The following is a 24,550-nucleotide window of genomic DNA, read 5'->3' as shown; positions in this document are numbered from 1 at the left end:
TGGCTGGGCGATCCGGCTCAGGTGCCGGGGCGGGAGAACCTCGTTGCACCCGCCTGGGTGGGATCCTCGCCGATGAGGCGCCACACGGTTCGAGTGAGAGCCGGGTGATCGAGAGCGATCTGGCGGAGCACGCGGTAGTTGCGGGCGGCGTTCGGCCTCTGCCCGCCGTTCTCGTTGATGTTGTCGGCGCGCAGCAGGTAGACGACGAGCTCGTCGACCGTGGGCAGCTGCTCCATGAAGTCCCACGGATCCTCGCCCGCCAGCAACCGCTCATGCACGATCGTCTCGCGTTCATCAGCGGCCTCGGCGCGCAGCACCTCGAGGCTCGCGCGCCCCCGGGGCAGATGCTCCTCATTCACCCTTTCGAGCCTATGCGCGCACCCGCCCCCACGCGACTCGAGCCCCCCTCACGAACGCCCATCCCGTCCCATAGAGCCAGCAACCCATCTCGATAACCCAACCCATCCCATCTTCGGCAAGCGCGGAGCGCGCGGCAGCCCCGATCGCCTCCTAGCCGTGCTCCTCGGGGGCCGACTAAGCTGCCGCGCGCTTCGCGCTTGCCATCGGATCGGATGGCTGCGTCCCAGTGTCGGTGGCTGATGATTGAATAAATCTCATGAAGCCGATCTTCTCCGAGACACCCGCTAGGGATAGCGACGCCGTCGAGCGGTGTGACGAGAAGTTCCGGATGGCGGTCGAGAGATTCACGCGGGCGGATCGGATGATCGCCGCACTGCAAGCCCGCCAGGCCCAGGCACTCGCTCAGGCGGTCGAGGCGTGTGAGACGAGGGCGGAGATCCTCGCGGGGTCGTCGACACCGGATGGCCGGGAGTGGGCTCGTCGCCTGGTGAAGTCCGAGGTCGCCACAGCAGCGAACCGCTCAGAGGGTGCAATCGTTCGTCTGATCGCCGATGCAGAAACGCTCGTCACAGACCTCCCCGACACGCTCGCCGAGCTCGGCACCGGCAAGATTTCGTACGCTCACGCCCGCTCGATGGTCACCCACGCGACCTCGCTCCCAGTGGAGTCACGAAGCTCGTTCGAGAAGGCACTCCTGCCGCGGGCAAAGGAGTGCAATGCGGCCCGCTTCGACGACGCGGCCCGCCGCCTCCGCGAAACTCACCATCCCGACTCGATTACTCAGCGCGCGAAGAACGCTCACGCCGACCGGGCCGTGTGGCTCGACGCGGAGCGAGACGGCATGGCCACCCTCCACCACCACTTGCCCGCAGTGGATGCTCTGGCGATCCACGATGTTCTCGACAAGGCCGCTCGAGCAGCGCGCTCAGACAACGAGCCCCGCACCCAAGCGCAGCTCCGCTCCGACATCCTCGCCGACACCATTCTCGGCCGCACCCACGGGGCCCTGGGATTCACCCCCACGGTGATCGTCACGGTTCCGGCGGCCATCCTCGCCGGGTGCGAAGACGAAGACGGTGGGGAGGCGGGCGCCGGGCACACCCAGTTGCACGGGTACGGCCCCATCGACCCCGAGCTCGCCACGCGGCTCGCGGCGAAGGCACCCACCTTCCTCAAGGTGCTGACGCATCCGGGGACGGGCGACACCATCGAGGTGGCCGGCCGGTACCGCATCCCCGCCGCCCTCCGCGAAGCCCTCATCGTGGCTGACGAGCACTGCCGCTTCCCTGGTTGCGGCCGCCGGGCGGCGCGTTGCGAACTCGACCACACCGAAGACTGGGCCCACGGAGGCCGCTCCACCGCCTCGAACCTCGCCCACCTCTGCACCAGCCACCACCACCTCAAGCACAACGGCGGCTGGAAGGTCGACCGCCCACCAGGCTCACCTCCGGGATCGCGAGAACTCGAATGGCGTTCCCCCTTGGGTGCCACCTACCGCACCACTCCACCCACCCGGCACACATGGGTAGCGCCGCCGACCCAGCCCGCCGCCGATGCGCCCCCGTTCTGACGTGCCGGCTGCCACTCGGGGTTCCTTCGAACTGCCACTCGGGCTTCTCTCGAACTGCCACTCCGGCTTGCCTCGAAGCGGGCAGCTCAGATCTCGGCGACGGTGGCCTCGAGGCGCACGCGGTCGCCGCGGAAGTGGTCGAAGACCACCTGGATCGGCGTACCGTCGACCGAGTAGTAGATCATCTCCCGCACGATCAGCGGCCAGCCCTCGCTCACCTTGAGCAGCCGCGCCGTGTGCGCATCCGCACGCGCACTGCTGATCGAGACGAACGCCTCGCCCGGCTGCACCCCGAAGAAGATCTCGATCGTCTGCTTCATGTCCATGGGCCCCGCCAGATCCCGCGGGTCGGTGTCGAGAGGGGTGGCGAAGTACGCCGCCCTCACCCCCACGATCTCGCCCGCGAACGAGAAGGTGTTCTCCACCATCCGCACCTCGTCGACATCCACCCCGAGCCGCTCCTTGAGCAGCCGCACGTTGGGCACGATCCGATCCTCGATCACGGCGATGTTCAGATCCTCCACGAGCGGCGGGATCTCGGCGATCGGCACGGCCAACCCGAGCTGGTTCACCCGCGTGCCCACCCGCGGTGTGCGCTCGATGAACCCGGAGTCTCGCAGCTCGTTGAGAGCCGCCCGCACCGAACCCCGGCTCGAGTCGAACAGCGCCACGAGCTCGTCTTCGGCCAGCAGCTCGTCGGCCCCGATGATGCCCTCCCGGATGGCCGCGTTCAGCAGATCGCGCACTCGACGGGCGGAGAGCTGCTTTCCGCGCGCCGTTCCGCCGTGCTCACGTGGATGCTTAGAGGTCGGGTCCATGATCCTGACCTGAATCTACCCCAGCCCGCGTGAACATATCGCAAAACGAGCACTGATCGGGCCAAACCCGTCGGCGCGAAGGCCGCCCGGGTCGCGCAATAGAAGTGTTACTTTACACGCCGCTACCGGAAATACGCCGGTGTGAGGATGGGGCAAGCCCAGGGACGCGCCCCCTGTCCGGGGCTGCATCCCTCCACCCAGCGGAGGTCATCCGAATGAGCGTGAGTGAGAGCATCGACACCGTCGACGCGGCACCACCGCCGGCCGCTACACCAGCACCCGCCCCGCCCACCGAGCCGAAGCCGCGCCGCCACGTGCCCGGCGCCTGGCTGCTGCGCCCGATCCTCACGACGGTCATCAACTTCGCGGTCTTCGTGCTCATCGCGTTCTTCCTCGTCAAGCTCATCCCGGGCGACCCGGTGGTCGCCGCCACAGGAGGCCGCCTCACGGGCGACGCCCTCGAAGCCGCCAGGGAGTCGTACGGCCTCACCGGCTCGTGGTGGGACCAGCTCGTCACCTACCTCGGCCAGATCGCGAGCTTCGACCTCGGCAACTCCATCGCCACCGGCCGCCCCGTGGCCCAGGAGCTCGCCGCCCGCATCCCCTCCACCCTCGAACTCGTCATCTCCGGCCTCGTCTTCTCCTCGATCGCCGCGGTGCTCCTGGCCCATTACGTCGTGACCCACCGCGCCAACCGCGTCTCGCGGTTGCTCACGAGCTACGCCCGCTCGGCCGGAGCCCTGCCCGAGTACGTCATCGGCATCGCGTTCCTCTTCCTCTTCTACGCGGTGCTGCACTGGGCGCCCGCACCCTCGGGCCGCCTCGACCCCATCCTCATGGCACCCCCGACGGTCACCGGATTCCCCGTGCTCGACGCCCTCCTCGCGGGCGACGTCACCGCCGCGGGCTCCTACATGAGCCACCTCGTGCTCCCCGTCATCGTCATGGTGGTCGCCCACACCGCGCTGCTCATGAAGATGCTCATCCTGAGCCTCAACGAGGCCATCGACGAACCGGCCACCAAGTTCCGCGTGGCCTCGGGCGCACCGAGGCGGGTCGTCCTGGCGAGCATCTACCGCCGCGCACTGCCCTCGGTCGTCGCCACCCTCGGCATGCTGTTCGGGCTCCTCCTCGGCGGAGCGGTGGTGCTCGAGGCCCTGTTCGGCCTCGGCGGCCTCGGTCAGTACGCGGTCGACGCCGTCAACTCCTCCGACGTCTTCGCCTTGCGCTCGTTCCTCGTGGCCACCGCGGCGCTCTGCCTCGTGATCTACCTGCTCGTCGACATCGCCACCATGCTGCTCGACCCCCGCCGCCGCTCCGGCGCGGCCCGAAAGGACTCGTGATGTCGATCAGGCTCACCGCGGTGTCGAACGCCGCCCTCGACTCGGTGCTCCCGAAGAAGACCCGCCGCCGCATGCCGCCCCGGGCCGCCTTCGCGCTGCGCGCCATTCCGTTCGCGATCGTGGTGGTGCTCGCCGCGATCGGCCCCCTGCTCGTCACGACCGACCCCACCGAGGTCTCGGGCGCCGGATCGAGCGCCCCCTCCGGCGAGCACTGGTTCGGCACCGACGCCAACGGCCTCGATGTCTACTCGAGAGTGATCGCGGCGTTCCAGATCGACGTGCTCATCGCCCTCACCATCACCGTGGTCGCCACCCTCGCGGCGCTCGTGATCGGTCTCGTCGCCGGCATGTACGAATCCCGCCGCTCCCCGCTCGGTGTCGTGGCCCGCCTGCTGGGTCGCGCCGTCGACCTGGTGCAGTCCATCCCCGTCATGATCGCGGGCCTCGTGATCGTCTCGTTCTTCGGGCGCAACGCCGTGGTCATCACCCTCGCGCTGGCCGTCGTGCTCATCCCGTTCCAGGCGAGGCTCATGCGCACCGAGGTGCTGCGCACCCGCAACGACGGCTACATCGATGCGGCTCGCATGTCGGGCGAGTCGGAGCTCAGCATCCTCGTGCGGCACGTGCTGCCGAACTCCTGGCGCCCCACCATCGAGAACACCTCCACCATCTTCGCCATGGCGATCATCTTCAACGCCGCCCTGGGCTTCCTCGGCGCCGGCATCCCCATCCCGACCCCGGAGTGGGGCAGCATGCTCGCCCTCGGCGCTCCGGATGCGGCGGTCGGGCGCTGGTGGCCGGTGCTGTTCCCGGCCCTCGCTCTCGCCTTCGCGGTCTGGGCGGCGTCGATGCTCGTCTCGGCGTTCACCTCGTATCCCCGCCGCCGCTGACCCGCTGACCCGCTGACCCGCTGACCCGCTGACCCGCTGACCCGCTGACCCGAAAGCTCCACCCGCACCACAGGCACCTCTCATCATCCCCGCACCTCCGAACGGAGAACACAGCCATGAGACACCCCCGCCCCGCCAGTCCCCGCCCCACCCGGCACCACACCACCAGGCGCCTCCTCGCCCTCGGCGCGGCCGCCACCGCGAGCGCCCTGCTCCTCGCCGGCTGCTCCACCCCGTCGGCCGGCAGCACCGACGGCACCTTCGTGATCGTCACCGCCGCCCAGCCGCCGAGCTTCAGCTACGAGACGAGCGTCACCGGCTACGAGGCCGCGGAGTTCAACACGAACATCGGCGCCACCCTCATCCGCAACCCCTACGTGGCGGGGGAGGACGGCCTGGCCTCGCACCAGGACTACTACTCCTTCGAGCCGCTGCTGGCCGAGAGCTACGACGTGAGCGAAGACGGCCTCACCTACACCTTCCACCTCGACCCGGATGCGGTGAGCGCCCAGGGCAACACCCTCACGGCCGACGACGTGGTCTTCTCCATGGAGCGCAAGTTCAACGTGGCCACGAGCATCGTGCCCTTCATCAGCAACCCGGTCTTCACCGACGTGGCCCAGCAGGTGAAGAAGATCGACGACAGCACCGTGTCGTTCACGGTCTCCGACCCCGGCTACGGCTTCACCCTGCTCTCGCTCCTGGCCAACACGCCCTACAACATCTACGACTCCACCGCGCTCAAGGAGCACGCGACCGACGACGACCCCTACGGTGTCGCCTGGTCGGAGGAGACGGGCACCTACGGCTTCGGCGCCTACTCCCTCGTGGACTACACCCCCGGCGAGCAGATGGTCTACGAGGCCAACCCCGGCTACGTGCTGGGTGAGCCCGAGGTCAAGCGCATCGTGCAGCGTGTGGTGGCGGATGCCGGCCAGCGCTCCAACCTCGTCAAGAGCGGCGACGCCCAGATCGCCACGCAGCTGCGCCCGGCCGACCAGGCCACTCTCGCCGCCGACGAGAGCGCCCAGGTCTTCGACGTGGCCACCAACGCCTTCGTCTACATGCCGCTGCTCACCACGTCCGCTCCCTTCGACGACGTGGCCGTGCGCAAGGCACTGGCCCTCGCCATCCCGTACGACGCGATCATGGAGGACGTCTACAAGGATCGCCTCGGCCCCATCGACTCGATCCTCTCCGACCAGGCCCCCGGTTACGACGGTGAGGGCCTCGCGGCCAACACCACCGATGTCGACGCCGCCAAGAAGCTCCTCTCCGACGCCGGGTACACCGAGCCGATCGAGTTCACCCTCACAGTGAACAACGCGGTGCCCGACCTGCAGGAGACCGCCGTGCAGATCCAGACCGCGGCCAAGGAGGCGGGTTTCGAGATCACCATCGACTCCGTCAACTCCGCTGCCTTCCAGGAGGGGCTCGGCACCAAGGCGTTCCAGGCGTCGATGGGCCGCGACTACGCGGTCGTGCAGTCGCCGCCCTACGTGCTCTCGCTCTTCTACACGCCCGGTTCCCCCATCAACTGGCCCGACTTCGACGACGAGGCCCTCAACGGCGCCATCGCCGCGGGCAACGCGGCGGGAGACCCCCTCTCCGACGCGGCGGGCGCGGAGTGGAACGCGGCAGAGAAGGTGCTGCAGTCCGAGCTGCCGACCATCTACATCGGCTACGTGCAGCCCCTCAATGCCTTCGCGAACGGCGTGGAGGGCTACCAGTTCCGCAGCGACAACGTCATCGACTACTCGCAGCTGAGCGTGGCGGAGTGATCATGGGAACGCCGATCGAGCAGAGCGCCGGCAACATCTCGAAGCCGGCCGAGCGCCCCGTGCTGCGGGCGCAGGGCCTGACGGTGCGCTACGGCGCAGCCCAGGCCGTGGCCCCCGCCGACTTCGAGATGCTCCGCGGCCAGCGGGTCGCGGTGGTCGGTGAGTCCGGATCGGGCAAGACGAGCCTCGCGAACGCCATCGCGGGCTTCGTCGATCCGCTAGCCGGTGTGGTCGAGGCCGATGTGCTCGAGCTCGACGGCGTTCCCCTCCGCCGCACCTTCGCCCCCGGTCAGCAGGAGCGCATCCCGCGCCGCACCCCGGGCCTCTCGATGGTGTTCCAGGATGCGATGAGCAGCCTCGACCCCGTCTGGACGATCGGCAGCCAGCTGATCGCTGTGCTCAGAGCCACCGAGGGTGTCTCGCGCAAGCGGGCCAGAGCGGATGCGCTGGTCTGGCTCGAGAAGGTCGGCATCACCGATCCGGAGCGTGTGCTGGGCGCCCGCCCGCACGAGCTCTCGGGCGGCATGCGGCAGCGCGTGATGATGGCGATCGCGCTCTCGTCGAAGCCCGTGCTGCTCATCGCCGACGAGCCCACGAGCGCCCTCGATGCCTCGCTCGCCGTCTCGACCATGAAGCTCATGGTCGAGCTCGCCGAGAGCGAGGGCACGGCGGTGCTCATCATCTCGCACGACATCGAGCTCTGCCGCCGCTTCACCGACTTCGTGATCGTGATGTACCACGGCGAGATCGTGGAGCAGCTGCCCTCCGACCGCCTGCACGAGGCGGCGCATCCGTACACCCAGGGCCTGCTGCAGTGCGTGCCCACGCTCGCGAGCGCCGAGCTCGACCAGCTGCCCACGCTCGAGTCCGTGCGTCGCGAGATGGAAGGCAGGGCCGCATGACGATCCGCATCGAGTGCCGGAACGTGGCCAAGCGCTACGGCCGCAAGACCGCGGTGCAGGACGTCTCGTTCGCCGTGGGCCAGGGCGAACGGGTCGGCATCGTGGGCGAGAGCGGATCGGGCAAGTCGACCGTGGCGAAGATCGTGGTGGGCCTCGAGCGGGCCACCTCGGGCTCGGTCACGATCGATGGCCGAGAGCTCTCGTCGCTGCTCTCCACGAGGGCCGGCACGCTCGAGTACCGCCGTTCGGTGCAGCTCGTGGCGCAGGACACCACCTCGACCTTCGACCCGCGGCACACCATCCGCCGCTCGCTCCGCGCTCCCGCGCAGCTGCTGGCCGGCCACGACCAGGCACGCGCCGACGAGGCGATCGCCGAGATCGTGAACGAGATCGGCATCGCCCCCGAGCTCGTGGACCGCTACCCCGACGAGCTCTCGGGCGGTCAGCGGCAGCGCATGGCGATCGCCAGGGCGCTCGTGATCCGCCCCGACCTGCTGGTGTGCGACGAGGCCGTGAGCGCCCTCGACGTCTCGGTGCAGGGTGTGGTGCTCAATCTGCTCAAGCGCTACTCCGAGCAGCACGGCGCCGGCATCCTCTTCGTCTCGCACGGGCTCCCAGCCACCGCGTTCCTCACTCGCGAGCTCGTGGTCATGAACCAGGGGCTCGTGGTCGAGGCCGGCCGCACCCTGCAGGTGCTAGAGACGCCCCAGCACGAGTACACCCGCTCGCTCGTCGCGGCCTACCGCGACGTCGAGCAGGCGCGCTAGCCACCTCGCGCCTGCCAGCACGCTCCACCCCGCCCCCCAGATCCCCCAGACAGTTCCCGCAACGCAGAATGGAGTCCCCCATGTTTCACCTCGCCTGGTTCCTCGGTGACGGCTTCGGCATCCACCCCTGGAGCACCATCAACGGCGACGGCCCCTGGGTCGGCAGCAACGTGAACGACTGGATGAAGCCCGACATCTACATCGACCTCGCCACGAGTCTCGAGCGGGCCGGCTTCGACTACATCCTCATCGAGGACACGGCCATGGTGGAGGACAGCTACAACGGCAGCTCCGACACCAGCCTGCGCCGCGGGTTCATGGCGCCGAAGAACGACCCCATGCCGCTCGTGCCCCTCATGACCCAGGCCACGAAGCACATCGGCATCATCCCCACCGTCTCGACCATCCAGTACCCGCCCTACCTGGCGGCGCGTCTCTTCACCTCGCTCGACCACCTCACTGGCGGCCGCGTGGGCATGAACGTGGTCACGAGCGTGACCGACCGCGTGGCGCAGAACTTCGGCTACGAGCGGCACCTCGACCACGACGAGCGCTACGAGATGGCGATGGAGTGGACGGATGTGGTGCAGCAGCTGCAGAACACGTGGAAGGAGGGCGCAGTGGTCGCCGACTCAGTGGGCGGCGTCTACGCCGACCACACCAAGGTGGAGACCATCGACCACAAGGGCAAGTTCTTCTCGTCTCGCGGTCCGCTCAACACCATCCCCGGGCCCCAGCGCACGCCGCCGGTGTGCTCGGCGGGCAGCTCGCCGATGGGCCGCGAGCTCGCGGCGCGCTACGACGACACGATGATCTCCCTGGTGAAGGACGGTGCCACGGGCCGCGCCTACCGCGACGACATGCGCGAACGGGTGGCGAGCTTCGGCCGCAACCCCGACGACGTGAAGTTCCTCTTCCTGGCCTCACCCGTCATCGGCGCGACCGACCGCGAGGCCCAGGAGAAGAACGAGGCGTTCCAGGCCTACCGGGCCAGCGACAAGGGGGTCGAGTACAACCTCTGGAACATGTCGTACACCTCGGGCGGCCGCATCGACTTCGGCGGCATCGATCCCGACACCCTGGTGAAGGACATCGACCTGTCGAAGCAGAACGGCGAGCACACGTCGATCCTCAACCTCTTCCAGGACGCCGAGAACATGACGCTCCGCGAGGCGGTCACCACCAAGTTCCAGGTGAGTGACATGGGGCTCGTCGGCTCGCCCGACACCGTCGCCGGAAAGATGGAGGACCTGATGGACGAGATCGGCGGAGACGGCTTCCTCATCTACATGCCCATGACCCGCATGAACATGGCGATCGTGGCCGACGGGCTCGCTCCGGCGCTCCGTCGTCGCGGGCTCATCCGCGAGGAGTACACGGGATCGACGCTGCGGGAGAACCTGCTCGCGTTCTAGAGCTGGCTGTGTCCCTAGAGCTGGCTGTGTCCCTAGAGCTGGCTGCTCCCCTAAAGCTGATCCGCGCCGGCCGCGAAGGTGTCGCAGGCTCCCGCCCCGGAGTCGAGGCCCGTCTCGAACCAGCGCTGGCGGGAGTCGCTCGATCCGTGGGTCCAGGAGTCGGGATCCACCGAACCGGACTGCGACTGGATGCGGTCGTCGCCGATGGCGGCGGCCGCGTTCAGCGCATCCGCGATCTGCTCGCGCGTGACCGGCTCGAGGAAGACGACGCCGTTCTCGTCCTCGATCGTCGAGGCCGCCCCCACCCAGGCGCCCGCGAAGCAGTCGGCCTGCAGCTCGGCGCGCACCGACGAGGAGTCGGGCCCGGTGTCGGAGTGGTCGATCGAACCGAGCACACCGGAGAGCTGCTGGATGTGGTGGCCCCATTCGTGTGCCACCACGTACATCTCGGAGAGGGAGCCGCCGCTGGCCCCGAAGGTCGAGCGCAGCTCGTCGAAGAACGCCGTGTCGAGGTAGATCGTCTCGTCGCTCGGGCAGTAGAACGGGCCCGTGGCGCTCGAGGCCTGACCGCAGCCCGAGCTCGTGGACTGCGGGAAGAGCACGAAATCGGTGGGGGAACGGTAGTCGAGCCCCAGCTGCGGAGCCTCCTCGGCCCAGTAGACATCGAGCGAGGTGGCCGCGCCCACCATGAGGCACTCCACGTTCGCGTTGGCGTCTTCACCGGTCTGGCAGTCGAGCGCCTCCTCGGACTGCGAGCTCGTGCCCGTGCCACCGCCCGCACCGCCGCCGAGCAGGCCCGTGAGGTCGACGCCCACGAGCTGGGAGAGCAGGATCAGCCCGACCACCACCACGGCGCTTCCGCCGCCGATGGCCGCATTGCGACCGCGCTTGCTGACCTTGCCCGAGTCGAGCTTCGAGCCGCGATTGAACGTCATGACCGCGAACCTACCGTGACTGCTCTCGCCGGGCACTGTGTATACACGGATGCGTGCCAGACCCTTGATCAGGGCTTCCTGAGGGCGTAGCCTGACCCCAATGTATACAGACGAGCGGGGGGCGTAGTGGCCCGGGCGAGTGACACCGCCTACGCGGCGCTGCGCGGAGAGATCATCTCGTGGCAGCTGGCGCCTGGCGCCGTGCTCGCCGAGGTCGAGCTCTCGCAGCGCCTCGGGCTCTCGCGCACCCCTGTGCGGGAGGCTCTCGCGCGGCTCGTGGCCGATGGCCTGGTGGCACCGTTCGGGGGCCGTGGGCTCGTGGTCTCCGACGTCTCGGCCGAGAACGTCTCCGAGCTCTTCGAGCTGCGGCAGGCGCTCGAGGCGAAAGCCGCTGCCCTCGCCGCCGAGCGCCGCGACCCGCAGCCGTTCCTCGCGCTGCAGGCCGAACTGGGCCGGGTTCCGGATCTGCTCGCCGACCCCGATCCGGCGCACACCGCCTACTACTCGCTCGTGGAGCGCTTCGACGACGCCGTCGACGAGGCCATGCGCAACCCGTTCCTCGCGCAGGCGCTCGCCGGGGTGCGCACACACCTCGCGCGCATCCGTCGCCTCTCGCACGACAACCCCGGCCGGTTGCTCGATGCGGCTCGCGAGCACCTGCTCATCGTCGACGCCATCCTCGCGGGCGACCCGCAGCTGGCCGCCGACGCCACGCGAGTGCATCTGTTCCGCAGCCTGCAGTCGACCCTGAGCTCGCTGAGCCCACCTGACCTCCAGCACATCCACGACCAGAACCCCGATCCGCAGAACCCCGACCTCCAGAACCCCGACCCCCAGAAGAAGGGCGCACCCGCGCGATGAACCTCCACGAAGTCCGCGTCCACAAGAGCGACGAGAACCTCCGCCGCGACGACCAGCTCGCCTGGAAGATCGCCGAGGTGGCGGCCGACCCCGTGGCCGTGAGCCCCGAGGTCACCGAGATGGTGATCAACCGCATGATCGACAACGCGGCCGTCGCCGTGGCGAGCATCACCCGCGGCCCCGGCATCGCGGCCCGCGCGCAGGCGCTCGACCACCCCTACAGCTACGGCCCCACCCGCAACGGTGCCTCCGTCTTCGGCGTCGAGGGCGGCTACGGCCCCGAGTGGGCGGCCTGGGCCAACGGCGTGGCCGTGCGCGAGCTCGACTACCACGACACCTTCCTCGCGGCCGAGTACTCGCACCCTGGCGACAACATCCCGCCCATCCTCGCGGTGGCCCAGCACGTGGGCTGCACCGGCGCGGATCTCGTGCGCGGCATCGCGACCGGCTACGAGATCCAGGTCGACCTCGTGAAGGCCATCAGCCTGCACAAGCACAAGATCGACCACGTGGCGCACCTCGGCCCGTCGGCCGCCGCGGGCATCGGCACGCTGCTCGGCCTGAACGGGGAGACGATCTTCCAGGCCATCGGCCAGGCGCTGCACACCACCACCGCCACGCGCCAGTCGCGCAAGGGCGAGATCAGCACCTGGAAGGCCCACGCCCCCGCCTTCGCCGGCAAGATGGCCGTCGAGGCCGTCGACCGTGCGATGCGCGGCCAGACCAGCCCCACCCCCATCTACGAGGGCGAGGACGGCGTGATCGCGTGGCTGCTCGACGGCCCCGACGCCCGCTACGAGGTGCCCCTGCCCGCCGCCGGCGAGGTCAAGCGCGCCATCCTCGACACGTACACCAAGGAGCACTCGGCCGAGTACCAGGCGCAGGCCTGGATCGACCTCGCACGCAAGCTCCACCACGAGCACCCCGAGCTCGCCGACCCCTCGGTCATCGGCAGCGTCACCATCCACACGAGCCACCACACCCACTACGTGATCGGCTCTGGCGCCAACGACCCGCAGAAGTACGACCCCACCGCGAGCCGGGAGACCCTCGACCACTCCATCCCGTACATCTTCACGGTGGCGCTGCAGGACGGCGCGTGGCACCACGTCGACTCCTACGCCCCCGAGCGTGCGGGCCGGGAGGACACCGTGGCGCTGTGGAACAAGGTGCGCACCCTCGAGGACCCGGAGTGGACCCGCCGCTACCACTCCAACGACCCCGCCGAGAAGGCGTTCGGCGGTCGCGTGGAGATCATCCTGCACGACGGCTCGACCATCATCGACGAGATCGCGGTGGCGGATGCGCATCCGCTCGGCGCCCGGCCGTTCGCGCGCGCCGACTACGTGCACAAGTTCCGCACCCTGGCCGAGGGTGTCATCGAGGAGGCCGAGATCGTGCGCTTCCTCGCCCTCGTGGAGCGCCTGCCCGAACTCACCGTCGAGGAGGTGCGCGAGCTCAACGTCGTGGCCCGCCCCGGCCTGCTCGAAGCACTGCCCACCCCGAAGGGACTCTTCTGATGCTGTACTCCACCGTTCCCGCCCACGAGAAGCGCGCCGCATTCCGTGCCGCGCTCGCCGGCGGCACCATGCTCCGGATGCCCGGCGCCTTCAATCCGCTGAGCGCTCGCCTCATCGAGGAGAAGGGCTTCGAGGGCGTCTACATCTCCGGCGCCGTCATCGCCGCCGACCTCGGCTTCCCCGACATCGGGCTCACGACCCTCACCGAGGTCGCCACCCGCGGTGGCCAGATCTCGCGGATGACGAACCTCCCCACGCTCATCGACGCCGACACGGGCTTCGGCGAGCCCATGAACGTGGCGCGCACGGTGCAGACCCTCGAAGACGCCGGGGTCTCCGGCCTGCACATCGAGGACCAGGTCAACCCCAAGCGCTGCGGCCACCTCGACGGCAAGGCCGTGGTCGACGCCGACACCGCCGTGAAGCGCATCCGGGCCGCGGTGGAGGCGCGTCGCGACCCGAACCTGCTCATCATGGCGCGCACCGACATCCGCGCCCTCGACGGGCTGGGGGCGGCCATCGACCGCGCCAAGCAGCTCGTCGATGCGGGGGCGGATGCGATCTTCCCCGAGGCGATGGCCGATCTCAGCGAGTTCGAGGCCGTGCGCGCGGCCGTCGACGTGCCGCTGCTGGCCAACATGACCGAGTTCGGCAAGAGCGAGCTGTTCTCGAACCAGAAGCTCGCCGACGTGGGCATCAACCTCGTGATCTACCCGGTCTCGCTGCTGCGCATCGCGATGGGTGCGGCGGAGCGAGGGCTCGACGCGCTCGTCGCCGAGGGTTCACTCAAGGGGGAGGTCGCCGGCATGCAGACCCGTGCGAGGCTCTACGAGCTGCTGGACTACTCCGCATACAACGCGTTCGACACGAACGTGTTCGATTTCGATGTACCCAGTGCCCGTTGAACGTGCCCGTTGAACACGCCCGCTGAACCGCCGAACCGATCACTCACCGAGGAGCTGACATGACCGAACCGTCCGACATCAAGAAGGGTCTGGCCGGTGTGGTCGTCGACTACACCGCCGTCTCGAAGGTCAACCCCGAGACCAACTCGCTGCTTTACCGGGGCTACCCCGTGCAGGAGCTCGCGGCCTCGTGCTCGTTCGAGCAGGTCGCGTACCTGCTCTGGAACGGCGAACTGCCGAGCCCGGCCGAGCTGGCCGCCTTCGAGCAGCTCGAGCGCTCGCAGCGCGCCCTCGACCCCGCCGTGAAGCGCGTGATCGACGAGCTGCCGCTCACCGCGCATCCGATGGACGTGGTGCGCACGGCCGTGAGCGTCATCGGCGCCCTCGACCCCTCGTGGGAGGATGCGAGCCCCGCCGGCACCCTCGCGAAGTCGCTCACGCTGCTCGCCAAGCTCCCCGCGATCATCTCCTACGACCAGCGCCGGCGCCGCGGCCAGGAGCTCGTGGAACCGGATGCCTCGCTCGGCTACTCCGCGAACTTCCTCAGGATGACCTTCGGCGAGGTGCCCTCCGACGTGGTCGTGAAGGCCTTCGACGTGTCGATGATCCTCTACGCCGAGCACTCCTTCAACGCCTCCACGTTCACGGCGCGCGTCGTGACCTCGACCCTCTCGGATCTGTACTCCGCGGTCGTCGCCGGCATCGGCGCGCTCAAGGGTCCGCTGCACGGCGGGGCCAACGAGGCCGTCATGCACGTCTTCGACGAGATCGGATCGGCCGACGCGGCCGAGGGCTGGCTCGAGGATGCGCTCGCGTCGAAGAAGAAGATCATGGGCTTCGGCCACCGGGTCTACAAGAGCGGCGACTCGCGGGTGCCCACCATGAAGGCCTCGCTCGACACCCTCATCGAGGAGTACGACCGGCCCGACCTGCTCGCGCTCTACGACGCGCTCAACGACGCCATGCAGTCGCGGAAGGCCATCCAGCCGAACCTCGACTACCCGTCGGGCCCTGCGTACCACCTCATGGGCTTCGACACCGAGCTGTTCACGCCGCTCTTCGTGGCGTCGCGCATCACGGGCTGGACGGCGCACATCCGCGAGCAGCTGGCCTCGAACGCGCTCATCCGCCCGCTCTCGGAGTACAACGGGCCGGACGAGCGCCACATCTAGCCGGGAGTCGGTCAGGGCAAGTCTGGGGTCAGGGCGAGCCTGGGACCGCGTCGCGGATGCGGCCCCAGGTGCCGCCCTCGTCCATGTTCTCCACCCCGATCAGGTGCTCGAAGATGATGTTGGTCTGGGTGGAGGCCACCGAGCTGTCGAGGCTCAGCTCGGTCGCCACGAAGTCGCGCAGCTGCCCCGTGGAGGAGCAGGCCACGTGGATGAGGAAGTCGTCGGGGCCGCCGAGGAAGAAGACGTTGAGCACGTTGGGCAGCGTGATCACGCGCTGCGCGTAGGTCTTGATCTGGCCGCGCGCCTGCGCCTTCAGTCGCACGGCCACGATCGCCTCGATCGAGAGGCCGAGCGACGCCCAGTCGGGCTGTGCGTGGAACGACCGCAGCACGCCGCTCCTGTGCAGGGCGCGCACCCGCATGAGACACGTGGAGGGCGCGATGCCCACCCGCTCCGCGAGCTCCTTGTTGGGCAGCCGCCCCTCGCGGCAGAGCTCCCAGACGATCCGCTCGTCGATTTCATCGATCGCGCTCATGCACGGGCCTCCTCGAATGCCTGAGGCCGAATCGGCCGTTCATCCGAATTATATTCGGGACCAGTGACACGGGGCCAAATCGCTTCGATACTTTTCCTGACCGTCCCGCCCCGCAGGACCCCGCAGAAGGAGAAGCCTCGTGATCATCGGAGTTCCGAAGGAGATCAAGAACAACGAGTTCCGAGTGGCCATGACGCCCTCGGGGGTCTTCGAGCTCGTGCGGCACGGGCACACCGTGATGGTCGAGTCGTCGGCGGGCCTCGGCGCTGCCATCTCGGATGCAGAGTACGAGGCCGCGGGCGCCTCCCTCGTCGACGTCGACACCGTGTGGACTGCCGAGATGATCGTGAAGGTCAAGGAGCCCATCGCCCCCGAGTACGGGCGACTGCGCGAGGGCCAGCTGCTCTTCACCTACCTGCACCTCGCCGCCGCCGAGCCGCTCGTCGAGGCGCTCCTGGCCTCGAAGGCCACCTCCATCGCCTACGAGACCGTGCAGCTGGCCGACGGATCGCTGCCGCTGCTCGCCCCCATGAGCGAGGTGGCCGGCCGGCTCTCCGTGCTCGTGGGCGGCTACCACCTCATGGGCTCGCAGGGCGGTCGAGGTGTGCTGCTCGGCGGTGTCCCCGGTGTGCGGCCCGCGAAGGTCACCGTGATCGGCGGCGGAATGGCCGGCGAGAACGCCGTGCAGCAGGCCGTGGCGGCCGGCGCCGACGTGACCGTGCTCGATCTCAGCATCCCGCGCCTGCGCCACCTCGACGAGGTGTACTCGGGCCGCGTCAAGACCGTCGTGTCGAACGCCTTCGAGGTCGAGCGCAGTGTGCTCGAGGCCGACCTCGTGATCGGTGCCGTGCTCGTGCCCGGTGCGAAGGCCCCCAAGCTCGTCTCGCACGAGCTCGTCTCGCGCATGAAGCCGGGATCAGTGCTCGTCGACATCGCCATCGACCAGGGCGGCTGCTTCGAAGACTCCCGCCCCACCACGCACGACGATCCCACCTACCTCGTCGAGAACTCGATCTTCTACTGCGTGGCCAACATGCCGGGTGCCGTCTCGTCGACCTCGACCTCCGCCCTCACCAACGCCACGCTGCCCTACGTGGTGCAGCTCGCCGACCTCGGCTGGCGCGAGGCCATCACGCGCAATCCCGCCCTCGTTCCCGCGGTCTCGACCGTCGACGGTCGCCTCACCCACGAGGGCACCGCCGCCGCGTTCCCCGCCTTCGGCTACACCCCCGTCACCGAGCTGGAGGAGCTCAGGAAAAGCTCGTCGTAAAGATTCGACCCGCGTAATACGCCTGTAACGCGGGACGTTCATACTGAAATGGCAACGTAAGCCGTTGCGGGCCCACCGGGCCACAAGATCTCGGTGGTGTGTGAGGGATGTCGGTGTCCCCGCCTTCGGCCTGCGATGCATCGCTTTCGCCTCGGGCACGGTTCCGGCCCTCCTCATTTCCTGACAACCGGTATGAAGTGAGAATCATGGCACTCAAAGCAACGATCGTGGTGGGCAACCCCAAGCCCAAGTCACGCACCCTCAAAGTGGCCGAGACCCTCGTGGAGAAGCTGCTGCAGCAGGGCTCGTACGAGCTCGAGGTGATCGATCTGGCCGACCACACGGCCGAGATCTTCGCCTGGCCCTCGGATGAGATGGCCGCTCTGAACGCCCGGGTCGCCGAGAGCGACTTCGTGGTGTTCGCGTCGCCCACCTACAAGGCGACGTACACCGGGCTGCTGAAGGCGTTCCTCGATCGGTATCCGGCGAACGGACTCTCGGGGGTGACGGCCATCCCGGTGCTCACCGGAGGCGACCTCACCCACGCGATGGGCCCCACCGTGAACCTGGCACCGCTGCTCGTCGAGCTCGGCGCCACCGTTCCCGGTCGCGGCTTCTACTTCGTGGCGAGCCAGATGGATCGGCTCGACGAGATCGTGGAGACCGCCGCCCAGGAGTACATCGCCAACCTCGACCGCCTCGCCGCGGTCGCGGGTGCCACCCGCTCTCTCGCCTCCGCATCCGCGCCGGTCTCGTAACCCCGCACTAGGAGCTGACAATGACACTCGACACCAGAATCGCCACCGACTCCACCGATATCGCCACCGGGCCCGCCTTCGACCCCAGGGTCTTCCGCGACACGCTCGGCCACTACGCCTCGGGCATCACCATCATCAGCGGCATCGACGAGGAGGGGCCGATCGGCTTCACCTGCCAGTCGTTCTACTCGGTCTCGACCGAGCCGCCGCTCGTGTCGTTCAGCGTGATGACGAACTCCACCACCTACCCGCGAGTGCGCGAGACCGGCAAGTTCGCCGTCAACGTGCTCGCCCACGACCAGCACACGGTCTCGAACCAGTTCGCACGCAAGGGCACCGACAAGTGGGCCGGCGTCTCGTGGAACCCCACGGTGGCCGGCAACCCGGTGATCGCCGACACCCTCATGTGGCTCGACTGCGACATCTGGGCCGAGCACGAGGCGGGCGACCACTACATCGTCATCGGCCGCGTCAACGAGATGAGCCCGGCCTCCTGGCACAAGGAGGAGCCGCTGCTCTACTTCAAGGGCCAGTACCGGCACCTGCGCGACCTCGACGCCCTCGCGGGCTGAGCGGCATGTGAGGGAGCTCAGGCGAGCAGGGCGCGGATGTCGTCGGCCGTGAGGGCGGCGTCGAAACCGGCGTCGTCGAGCACGGCGTCGAAGAGCTTCGCCTTGTGACGCTTGAGCTCCATCACCTTCTCCTCGATGGTGCCCGTCGCCACCAGGCGGTAGACGGTGACCGGCTTCGTCTGGCCGATGCGGTGCGTGCGGTCCACGGCCTGCGCCTCGCTCGCCGGGTTCCACCACGGATCGAGCAGGAAGACGTAGTCGGCCTCGGTGAGCGTGAGCCCGAATCCGCCTGCCTTGAGGCTGATGAGGAACACCGGCGCATCCCCCTCGCGGAAGCGCGCGATGACCTCGGGGCGGCGTCTCGTGGAGCCGTCGAGGTACTCGTGCGCCATCCCCTCGGCGTCGAGCCTGTCGGCGACCTTCGCGAGGTAGCTCGTGAACTGGCTGAACACGAGGGCGCGATGCCCCTCGGCGGCGAGCTCGGTGAGGTGCTGCACGAGCACGTCGAGCTTGGAGGAGGGGATGCTCGCGTGCGCCTCGTCGATGAGGCTCGCGTCGAGGCTCAGCATGCGCAGCAGGGTGAGCGAGCGGAACACGATGAAGCGGTTGCGGTCGAGATCCTCGATGAGGCCGAAGAGCTTCTGGCGCTCGCGCTGCAGCACGGTGTCGTAGAGGTGGCGGTGGGCGGGGGCGAGCTCGACCGGCAGCACCTGCTCCTGTCGCGGGGGCAGTTCGGGCGCCACCGACTCCTTGGTGCGACGTAGCAGGAACGGGCGGATGCGACGGCGCAGCGTCTCGAGGGCCCGCACATCCTGGCCGCGTTCGATCGGCCGCTGGAACCTCTCGGCGAAGCGCGTGGGGGAGGGGAAGAGGCCGGGGGCGGTGAGGTCGAAGAGGGCCCAGAGCTCGAGGAGGTCGTTCTCGAGCGGGGTGCCGGTGACGGCGAGCGTGAACGGCACGTCGAGGTCGCGGGCGCAGGCGTGCAGACGGGAGCGGTGGTTCTTGACGAACTGCGCCTCGTCGAGCACGAGGCCCGACCAGGGGATGCGCTGGTAGGCGGGGGCGTCGAGGCGGAAGAGGGCGTAGCTGGTCACGACGATGTCGGCGCCGGTGGCGGTGTCGGCGATGGTGCTGCTGCCGGCTGGGCCGGTTGCGGTGCCGGTGGACTCTGTGGCCGTGATGGTGCGGACCGTGAGGCCAGGGGTGAACCTGGCGGCCTCGTCGGCCCAGGTGGCGACCACGGAGGTGGGGGCCACCACGAGGAAGGGGGGCGCATCCGGGGCCTGCTCGCGCGTGGGGGCCTGCTCCCGGGTGTGGGCGATGAACGCGAGCGTCTGCAGTGTCTTGCCGAGCCCCATGTCGTCGGCCAGCACTCCGCCGAGCCGGTGCCGCCAGAGGAACGCCAGCCAGTCGAAGCCGGCCTTCTGGTACGGCCGCAGCTCGGCACGCACACCCTCGGGCAGTGGTGTCTCCGGCACCCGGTCGACGTCGCGCAGGCCCTCTACGGCCTCCCGCCAGGCCACCGCCTCCACGCTCTCGTCGGCGAGGTCGTCGAACTCGGCCCAGAGGGTGAGCTGGTGCCGGGCGATCCGCACACCCGTCTCCCACTCGTCGAGGGTGCCGGCCTCCTCGAGCAGCTCCTTGAGGCGGTCGAAGGCGGGGTGATCGAGCGAGAGGTAGGTCCTGTCGACCATGAGCATCTTCTTCGAGCCCTTCGAGAGGGCCTTGAAGAGGGGGCCGAACGGGATCCGGTACTCGCCGATGTTCACCACGATGCCGAGGTCGAACCAGTCGCGCTTGAGGGTCTCGACGGTCGTGAGGGTGATGTCGGGGTGGCCGGTGAGCTCGCGGTAGACCGGTCGGGGGCCGATGACCTCGACCTTCACCCCGTCGAGGGCGTCGAGCATGGGCAGGGCCTTCTCGGCGAAGGCGGCCGCGTCGACTCCCCGCAGGGTGACGCTGTCGAGCCGCGGGCCGAGGGGAGCGATGGTGGAGGGGAAGCGGGTGAGCACGGCGTCGAGCTCGATCACCGTGGCGTCGACCAGGGCGCGTTCGGCGTCGGGGTCGCGGATGCCGAGCCACTCCCAGTCGAGCTGCAGCAGGTCCTCGCCGCGGAAGCGGGCGGTGAGCAGCAGCTCGGGTGGGGGCACCTCGGGGAACTCGACCGAGCCGTCGGGGGACGCGATGTCGACGCCGCGGCGGAGGGTGGGGAAGTACTCCTCGAAGAACTGCGCGGTCTCGGCGCCGGGCACGACGACGGGCGTCCGCCCCAGCAGCGCGACCTGCTCGGGGGTGAGCGGCGTGGGAGTGAGGAGGGCAGGAGTGAGCGGGCCGGGAGGGAGCGGGCCGTTTGCTGGCGCTGGCGCTGGCGCGGATGCGGATGCGGCTGCGGGTACGGATGCGGATGTTGAGGGCCCGAGCGTGATCGTGGGGCGCTTGGCGAGGCGGTAGGCGTAGATGCCGTGGGTGCCGATGGCGCCGGCGCCGGTTGCAGCCGCGGCGGCCGCGGTGGCAGGTCCGGGTGTGGGTGCGGCCCCGGGGGCGGTCGCGGTTGCCGGCGATTCTGTTGCCGCGTGCGACGCGGTGTCGACCGGGAGGAACGGGGTGGGGCCATCGCCGACCGCCCGGTCGCGGTGCCAGAACGCGACCACGGGGTCGAGGGTGAGCGCGCCGTCGGAGCCGCGCCGCGCATCCAGGCCCACAGTGGCGCCCGCGGTGACCTCGACGGTGCCGCCCTTGGCGGACGTCACGAGCGCGATGCCGAGGCGCCTGGCCTCGTCGAGCAGCTGCCACAGCAGGGGGCTCGTGAAGTCGTCGAGAGCGAGCCAGTCGGTCTCGGGGGCGGTGAGCCCGGTGCGGGTCGCGCGGTGCAGAGCGGCGAACTGGGCGAACCACCGATGATGCTCGGGATCGAGGTTGAGCCGATTCACCTGATGCGTGAACGACCCCCACGTCACGTTGGCCTTCACGAACCCCCCGGCCCCCACCCGCACCACAGGCCGCACCCCGAGCCGCCGCGAGGGGACACTGCCCGCCCCGCCCCCGCCCGCACTCTCCGCTGCACCGGCACCCCGGGTGCCGTCCACCCCACCCGCACCCTCCGCCCCGCCGGCACTCCCGGCACCGCTCGATTCGGTGGGTGCAGCGGTGGGCGGCGTCGCGGTCTTCGAGGTGGGGCCGCGCCAGCGGTCGTGCGTGCGCGGCGTGAGCTCGCGCACCTCGAACTGCAGCCCCATCGGAGTGGTGGGCTCAGCGGAGCGCGCCGGAGCCCCGACCACGTCGCCCATCACCGCCTGCCAACTCCGCACGCTCCATGCTCCCACCCTCCACCGACCCCGAACCCACCCGTGCGCCGGCTGATGCGGGCTCGACTTTGTGCTGCATTCCGCTCGTGCTAGGCTCTGATGTTCGTGCGGAGAAGTCATCCGCACCATGCGCCCTTAGCTCAGCTGGATAGAGCGTCTGACTACGGATCAGAAGGCCAGGGGTTCGAATCCCTTAGGGCGCACCACAGAAAGCGACTCGCGAAAGCGGGTCGCTTTTGTGTTTCCCAGCACCAGTAACGTCATGCCACGAGTTCGATTGACGATTACTCGGCTTTAAGCATCCTGTTGTGGCAAGGTAGTCACCGTGTGGGTCGCCTATCTCGATGAGTCCGCGCGCAACGACGACTTCTATTTCATGGGGTCTGTCATCGTCGACAGCTCCTCCATCCAGCGGATCGAGACGAGTCTCGACCACATCGGCAGGATGATCGCCGCCGATGTCACGGGATTCGATCCGCTGGCCGAGTTCCACGGCTACGACATGTTCCACGGCCGCGGCGAGTGGGAGATCGTTCCCACCGGGTGGCGGGTGAAGGCCTGCAAGCTGGTGGCGAAGGCGCTTGCCGCGTCCGGCGCGAAGTACGTCCTCCGAGGAATCGATGTGAACAGGCTCGAGGCGCGGTACGGGGCGAGGACGCATGCACCACACGCCCTCTGCACAGCGCAGACGTTCGAATCCATCGACGAGATCGTGCGCAAGGACGCCCCCGAGGGAACGGTGGCGCTCGTGGTCGCGGACGAGCATCACTCCGCTCCGGACAGTCGCCGCAACCTGCGTCAGTTCAAGTCCACGAGCGCCAGGGGGTACACGACCAAACCGGTCGACCGGATCGCCGACACCATCTACTTCGGACCCTCGCACTCCAGTCGCCTGCTGCAGATCTCAGACGTGGCGACCTACTTCGTGAATCGGCACGAGACCGTGATCGAGTCGGATGCGCGAGTCGCAGCGGCGGTCGAGTCGATCTTCACGACGGTGATGACCGCATGCCGGTTCTACTACATCTGGAAGCCCTGAAGACAGGCTTGCGTCAAGCCCTGACTTGAACTGGAGGCTTAAACACAGATCCCCCGCACGAGGCGAGGGAACTGGCTGGGTGCGGGAGGCCCGTAGGCGTCCTGCGCGGGAAGGATAACACGTCATGCCGACACCGGGGCGGTAGCGCATGAGAGACGCGGCGGGTGAGGGGCAGGTGGGCTCAGAGGGAGAGGAAGCCGAGGATCGCGGCTGCCAGGGGGAGCAGCACCAGCACGACGGCCGGCAGGGGGGTCTCCTTGCGGCGCACGTGCACGATCACCGCCCCGATCATCACGACCGCGAGGCAGAGGCCGGCGATCGGGGAGAGGATCGGCGCGATCCCCGTGGCCATGGGGAGGATCAGACCGAGCGCTCCGAGCACCTCGGCGAGACCGATGAGCTTCACCGAGGTGCCCGAGAAGTCGTCGACCCACGCGAGGCCGCTCTGCTTGAGGGCTGCCTTCGGCCTCGCGAGCTTCATGAGGCCGAAGGCGAGGAAGGCGAGCGCGGTCAAGCCGGCGACGATGTAGAACGCGATGATCATGATGCTCCAGGTGGTGAGGGGGAAGGTGCGAGGGGGAAGGGGCGAGACGGGGGTCGGGTTACGCCGTGACCGAGAAGCCGCCGGTGAAACCGATCTTCTGACCGATCGCGAGCTGCAGCTGCAGCAGCCCGAGGGCCTCGAGCTCGCGCGCCGAGGTGAGCGGCCCGACATCGAGGGCCTTGACTCCGCCGGCCGTGACGGCAGCGGCGAGGGCGGCCTTCGCATCGGCGTCGTCACCGGCGATGAGCACCGTGGTGGGGTTGTCGCCCACCGTCCTGCCCACGAGCGAGGCGGCGAAGTTGGTGTTGAAGGCCTTCAGCACCTTCGACGACGGCAGCGCGGCGGCCAGCTCCGCGGCAGCGGCACTGTCGGCCGGCACGGCGAGCTGGAAGGTCTGGAAGTCGATCGGGTTGGTGATGTCCACCACGATGCGGCCGGCGAACTGGTCGCCGTAGGTCGCGAGGATGTCGCCGAAGGCCGCGTAGGGCACGGCGAGGATCACGATGTCGCCCGTCACGGTGGCGTTCTCGGTCGCCGTGTCGATGTGCTCCACGTCGGCACCGCCGGCCGCGAGGATCCCCGCGATCGCACTGCCCATGTTGCCCTTGCCGAAGATGGTCGCCTTGGTCATGATGTTCTTCCTCTCGTGCGGCGTCAGCTCGACGCCGGTTGTCGAATACCCGGAGATTACTTTCCAGGGCAAGTAAGAGCATGGACCGCAAAACTTTCCATGTCAAGTGAATCGACGTAGAGTGGCGGGTATGAGCACGAACGAGACGGATCCGCTGTGGCTGACCGACGACGAGGGCGCCGCCTGGAGGTCGCTGGTGACGAGCACGATGTGGCTGCCGTCGGCCCTCGACATCCAGCTGCAGGCCGACTCCGGCGTGAGCCACTTCGAGTACGGTGTGCTCTCCGCTCTCTCCGAGCAGGATGACCGCACCATGCGGCTCAGCGAGCTCGCCCGCTTCGCCAACAGCACCCTCTCCCGGCTGTCGAAGGTGGTGAACCGCCTGGGCGACCAGGGCTGGGTCGAGAGGAGACCCGATCCGGAGGACGGCCGCAGCACCCTGGCGACGCTGACGGATGCCGGATTCGCGAAGGTCGTCGCCACCGCTCCCGGGCACGTGGCCCGCGTGCGCGAGCTCGTCTTCGACCACCTCACGCGAGCCGAGGTCAAGCAGCTCGGGAGCATTGCGGCCAAGATCTCGGCGGCCGTCGGCCCGGACGGAGCATGCTCGGGCAAGCTCGGCTGAGCGGGGCCCGGTCCGGCTGAGCTCGGCTCGTC

Annotated in this window: 23 protein-coding genes and 1 tRNA gene; 17 read left to right on the top strand and 7 right to left on the bottom strand. The window is 68.9% G+C overall.

Annotated elements, in window-relative coordinates:
- Positions 1 to 17: 17 nt before the first annotated feature.
- Positions 18 to 359 carry a tryptophan synthase subunit alpha gene (locus tag ACEXQC_RS16190; protein ID WP_374824671.1) on the bottom strand — a complete coding sequence of 114 codons (342 nt, stop codon included), beginning with the start codon at positions 357 to 359 and terminating at the stop codon, positions 18 to 20.
- A gap of 329 nt (positions 360 to 688) precedes the next feature.
- Between ACEXQC_RS16190 and ACEXQC_RS16185 the strand changes: the two genes are divergently transcribed.
- Positions 689 to 1,930 carry an HNH endonuclease gene (locus tag ACEXQC_RS16185; protein WP_374824668.1) on the top strand — a complete coding sequence of 414 codons (1,242 nt, stop codon included), beginning with the start codon at positions 689 to 691 and terminating at the stop codon, positions 1,928 to 1,930.
- An 86-nt stretch (positions 1,931 to 2,016) separates the two neighbouring features.
- Here the strand turns inward: ACEXQC_RS16185 and ACEXQC_RS16180 are convergent, their stop codons facing one another.
- On the bottom strand, positions 2,017 to 2,748 hold the full coding sequence (locus tag ACEXQC_RS16180; RefSeq protein WP_374824665.1) for a GntR family transcriptional regulator: 732 nt from the start codon (positions 2,746 to 2,748) through the stop codon (positions 2,017 to 2,019).
- 221 nt (positions 2,749 to 2,969) lie between these two features.
- On the opposite strand from ACEXQC_RS16180, the gene ACEXQC_RS16175 reads away from it, so the two are divergent.
- The 6 genes from ACEXQC_RS16175 to ACEXQC_RS16150 all read left to right on the top strand — a co-directional run bounded on the left by ACEXQC_RS16175 (position 2,970) and on the right by ACEXQC_RS16150 (position 9,846).
- A complete protein-coding gene (locus ACEXQC_RS16175) occupies positions 2,970 to 4,091 on the top strand; it encodes an ABC transporter permease (RefSeq protein ID WP_374824662.1) in 1,122 nt (373 codons plus the stop codon).
- Positions 4,091 to 4,981, top strand: coding sequence for an ABC transporter permease (locus tag ACEXQC_RS16170; RefSeq protein WP_374824659.1), 891 nt, complete (start codon positions 4,091 to 4,093; stop codon positions 4,979 to 4,981). The genes ACEXQC_RS16175 and ACEXQC_RS16170 overlap by 1 nt, the downstream gene beginning before the upstream one ends.
- 116 nt (positions 4,982 to 5,097) lie before the next feature.
- Entirely contained in the window at positions 5,098 to 6,762 is a 1,665-nt protein-coding gene (locus tag ACEXQC_RS16165; protein WP_374824656.1) for an ABC transporter substrate-binding protein, read from the top strand.
- Between the two features lie 2 nt (positions 6,763 to 6,764).
- Entirely contained in the window at positions 6,765 to 7,664 is a 900-nt protein-coding gene (locus tag ACEXQC_RS16160; RefSeq protein ID WP_374824903.1) for an ABC transporter ATP-binding protein, read from the top strand.
- Entirely contained in the window at positions 7,661 to 8,431 is a 771-nt protein-coding gene (locus ACEXQC_RS16155; protein ID WP_374824653.1) for an ABC transporter ATP-binding protein, read from the top strand. The genes ACEXQC_RS16160 and ACEXQC_RS16155 overlap by 4 nt, the downstream gene beginning before the upstream one ends.
- Before the next feature lie 80 nt (positions 8,432 to 8,511).
- Positions 8,512 to 9,846: an NtaA/DmoA family FMN-dependent monooxygenase gene (locus tag ACEXQC_RS16150; RefSeq protein ID WP_374824651.1), complete on the top strand. Its 1,335-nt coding sequence runs from the start codon at positions 8,512 to 8,514 to the stop codon at positions 9,844 to 9,846.
- Between the two features lie 50 nt (positions 9,847 to 9,896).
- Here the strand turns inward: ACEXQC_RS16150 and ypfJ are convergent, their stop codons facing one another.
- The gene (gene ypfJ, locus ACEXQC_RS16145; RefSeq protein WP_374824649.1) at positions 9,897 to 10,781 is read right to left on the bottom strand and encodes a KPN_02809 family neutral zinc metallopeptidase; all 885 of its coding nucleotides are present in this window, start codon (positions 10,779 to 10,781) and stop codon (positions 9,897 to 9,899) included.
- Positions 10,782 to 10,907: 126 nt separating this feature from the next.
- On the opposite strand from ypfJ, the gene ACEXQC_RS16140 reads away from it, so the two are divergent.
- Genes ACEXQC_RS16140 through ACEXQC_RS16125 form a run of 4 tightly spaced genes read left to right on the top strand, consistent with a single transcriptional unit; the run spans position 10,908 to position 15,239 of the window.
- Positions 10,908 to 11,642 carry a GntR family transcriptional regulator gene (locus tag ACEXQC_RS16140; RefSeq protein WP_374824646.1) on the top strand — a complete coding sequence of 245 codons (735 nt, stop codon included), beginning with the start codon at positions 10,908 to 10,910 and terminating at the stop codon, positions 11,640 to 11,642.
- A complete protein-coding gene (locus ACEXQC_RS16135; protein WP_374824643.1) occupies positions 11,639 to 13,162 on the top strand; it encodes an MmgE/PrpD family protein in 1,524 nt (507 codons plus the stop codon). The genes ACEXQC_RS16140 and ACEXQC_RS16135 overlap by 4 nt, the downstream gene beginning before the upstream one ends.
- Complete coding sequence (gene prpB / locus ACEXQC_RS16130; RefSeq protein ID WP_374824640.1) at positions 13,162 to 14,067, top strand: methylisocitrate lyase; 906 nt, start codon at positions 13,162 to 13,164, stop codon at positions 14,065 to 14,067. Before ACEXQC_RS16135 ends, prpB begins: the two co-directional genes overlap by 1 nt.
- A gap of 59 nt (positions 14,068 to 14,126) precedes the next feature.
- Complete coding sequence (locus ACEXQC_RS16125; protein ID WP_374824638.1) at positions 14,127 to 15,239, top strand: bifunctional 2-methylcitrate synthase/citrate synthase; 1,113 nt, start codon at positions 14,127 to 14,129, stop codon at positions 15,237 to 15,239.
- 28 nt (positions 15,240 to 15,267) lie between these two features.
- Here the strand turns inward: ACEXQC_RS16125 and ACEXQC_RS16120 are convergent, their stop codons facing one another.
- A complete protein-coding gene (locus ACEXQC_RS16120; RefSeq protein WP_374824635.1) occupies positions 15,268 to 15,774 on the bottom strand; it encodes an Lrp/AsnC family transcriptional regulator in 507 nt (168 codons plus the stop codon).
- Between the two features lie 139 nt (positions 15,775 to 15,913).
- On the opposite strand from ACEXQC_RS16120, the gene ald reads away from it, so the two are divergent.
- The 3 genes from ald (at position 15,914) to ACEXQC_RS16105 (ending at position 18,374) form a co-directional block, all read left to right on the top strand.
- A complete protein-coding gene (gene ald / locus ACEXQC_RS16115) occupies positions 15,914 to 17,044 on the top strand; it encodes an alanine dehydrogenase (RefSeq protein ID WP_374824632.1) in 1,131 nt (376 codons plus the stop codon).
- Between the two features lie 206 nt (positions 17,045 to 17,250).
- The gene (locus tag ACEXQC_RS16110) at positions 17,251 to 17,802 is read left to right on the top strand and encodes an NADPH-dependent FMN reductase (RefSeq protein WP_374824629.1); all 552 of its coding nucleotides are present in this window, start codon (positions 17,251 to 17,253) and stop codon (positions 17,800 to 17,802) included.
- Positions 17,803 to 17,822: 20 nt separating this feature from the next.
- A complete protein-coding gene (locus tag ACEXQC_RS16105; RefSeq protein ID WP_374824626.1) occupies positions 17,823 to 18,374 on the top strand; it encodes a flavin reductase family protein in 552 nt (183 codons plus the stop codon).
- A 17-nt stretch (positions 18,375 to 18,391) separates the two neighbouring features.
- Here the strand turns inward: ACEXQC_RS16105 and ACEXQC_RS16100 are convergent, their stop codons facing one another.
- On the bottom strand, positions 18,392 to 21,682 hold the full coding sequence (locus ACEXQC_RS16100) for a DEAD/DEAH box helicase (protein ID WP_374824623.1): 3,291 nt from the start codon (positions 21,680 to 21,682) through the stop codon (positions 18,392 to 18,394).
- Positions 21,683 to 21,808: 126 nt separating this feature from the next.
- On the opposite strand from ACEXQC_RS16100, the gene ACEXQC_RS16095 reads away from it, so the two are divergent.
- A tRNA-Arg gene (locus tag ACEXQC_RS16095) sits at positions 21,809 to 21,885 on the top strand.
- A gap of 119 nt (positions 21,886 to 22,004) precedes the next feature.
- Positions 22,005 to 22,718 carry a DUF3800 domain-containing protein gene (locus tag ACEXQC_RS16090; RefSeq protein WP_374824620.1) on the top strand — a complete coding sequence of 238 codons (714 nt, stop codon included), beginning with the start codon at positions 22,005 to 22,007 and terminating at the stop codon, positions 22,716 to 22,718.
- Positions 22,719 to 22,899: 181 nt separating this feature from the next.
- Here the strand turns inward: ACEXQC_RS16090 and ACEXQC_RS16085 are convergent, their stop codons facing one another.
- Together ACEXQC_RS16085 and ACEXQC_RS16080 are read right to left on the bottom strand one after the other, a co-directional pair.
- Complete coding sequence (locus ACEXQC_RS16085; protein ID WP_374824617.1) at positions 22,900 to 23,262, bottom strand: DoxX family protein; 363 nt, start codon at positions 23,260 to 23,262, stop codon at positions 22,900 to 22,902.
- Between the two features lie 58 nt (positions 23,263 to 23,320).
- Entirely contained in the window at positions 23,321 to 23,893 is a 573-nt protein-coding gene (locus ACEXQC_RS16080; RefSeq protein ID WP_374824615.1) for an NAD(P)-binding domain-containing protein, read from the bottom strand.
- A 130-nt stretch (positions 23,894 to 24,023) separates the two neighbouring features.
- On the opposite strand from ACEXQC_RS16080, the gene ACEXQC_RS16075 reads away from it, so the two are divergent.
- Entirely contained in the window at positions 24,024 to 24,518 is a 495-nt protein-coding gene (locus ACEXQC_RS16075; RefSeq protein WP_374824612.1) for a MarR family winged helix-turn-helix transcriptional regulator, read from the top strand.
- Positions 24,519 to 24,550 lie beyond the last annotated feature (32 nt).

This window comes from Herbiconiux liukaitaii, from assembly GCF_041927495.1.
In the GTDB taxonomy this organism is placed as follows: domain Bacteria; phylum Actinomycetota; class Actinomycetes; order Actinomycetales; family Microbacteriaceae; genus Herbiconiux; species Herbiconiux liukaitaii.
Note: the sequence above shows the minus strand (reverse complement) of the source record. Positions and strands in the feature narration are given on the sequence as shown.

Bases quoted from the DNA above. Each gene is read 5' to 3' on its own strand.
- ACEXQC_RS16180 (WP_374824665.1), bottom strand. From the start codon at position 2,748: ATGGACCCGACCTCTAAGCATCCACGTGAGCACGGCGGAACGGCGCGC.
- ACEXQC_RS16080 (WP_374824615.1), bottom strand. From the start codon at position 23,893: ATGACCAAGGCGACCATCTTCGGCAAGGGCAACATGGGCAGTGCGATC.
- ACEXQC_RS16105 (WP_374824626.1), top strand. From the start codon at position 17,823: ATGACACTCGACACCAGAATCGCCACCGACTCCACCGATATCGCCACC.
- ACEXQC_RS16165 (WP_374824656.1), top strand. From the start codon at position 5,098: ATGAGACACCCCCGCCCCGCCAGTCCCCGCCCCACCCGGCACCACACC.
- ACEXQC_RS16150 (WP_374824651.1), top strand. From the start codon at position 8,512: ATGTTTCACCTCGCCTGGTTCCTCGGTGACGGCTTCGGCATCCACCCC.
- ACEXQC_RS16155 (WP_374824653.1), top strand. From the start codon at position 7,661: ATGACGATCCGCATCGAGTGCCGGAACGTGGCCAAGCGCTACGGCCGC.
- ACEXQC_RS16125 (WP_374824638.1), top strand. From the start codon at position 14,127: ATGACCGAACCGTCCGACATCAAGAAGGGTCTGGCCGGTGTGGTCGTC.
- ACEXQC_RS16075 (WP_374824612.1), top strand. From the start codon at position 24,024: ATGAGCACGAACGAGACGGATCCGCTGTGGCTGACCGACGACGAGGGC.
- ACEXQC_RS16185 (WP_374824668.1), top strand. From the start codon at position 689: ATGGCGGTCGAGAGATTCACGCGGGCGGATCGGATGATCGCCGCACTG.
- ypfJ (WP_374824649.1), bottom strand. From the start codon at position 10,781: ATGACGTTCAATCGCGGCTCGAAGCTCGACTCGGGCAAGGTCAGCAAG.
- ACEXQC_RS16085 (WP_374824617.1), bottom strand. From the start codon at position 23,262: ATGATCATCGCGTTCTACATCGTCGCCGGCTTGACCGCGCTCGCCTTC.
- ACEXQC_RS16135 (WP_374824643.1), top strand. From the start codon at position 11,639: ATGAACCTCCACGAAGTCCGCGTCCACAAGAGCGACGAGAACCTCCGC.
- prpB (WP_374824640.1), top strand. From the start codon at position 13,162: ATGCTGTACTCCACCGTTCCCGCCCACGAGAAGCGCGCCGCATTCCGT.
- ACEXQC_RS16170 (WP_374824659.1), top strand. From the start codon at position 4,091: ATGTCGATCAGGCTCACCGCGGTGTCGAACGCCGCCCTCGACTCGGTG.
- ACEXQC_RS16110 (WP_374824629.1), top strand. From the start codon at position 17,251: ATGGCACTCAAAGCAACGATCGTGGTGGGCAACCCCAAGCCCAAGTCA.
- ACEXQC_RS16120 (WP_374824635.1), bottom strand. From the start codon at position 15,774: ATGAGCGCGATCGATGAAATCGACGAGCGGATCGTCTGGGAGCTCTGC.
- ACEXQC_RS16160 (WP_374824903.1), top strand. From the start codon at position 6,765: ATGGGAACGCCGATCGAGCAGAGCGCCGGCAACATCTCGAAGCCGGCC.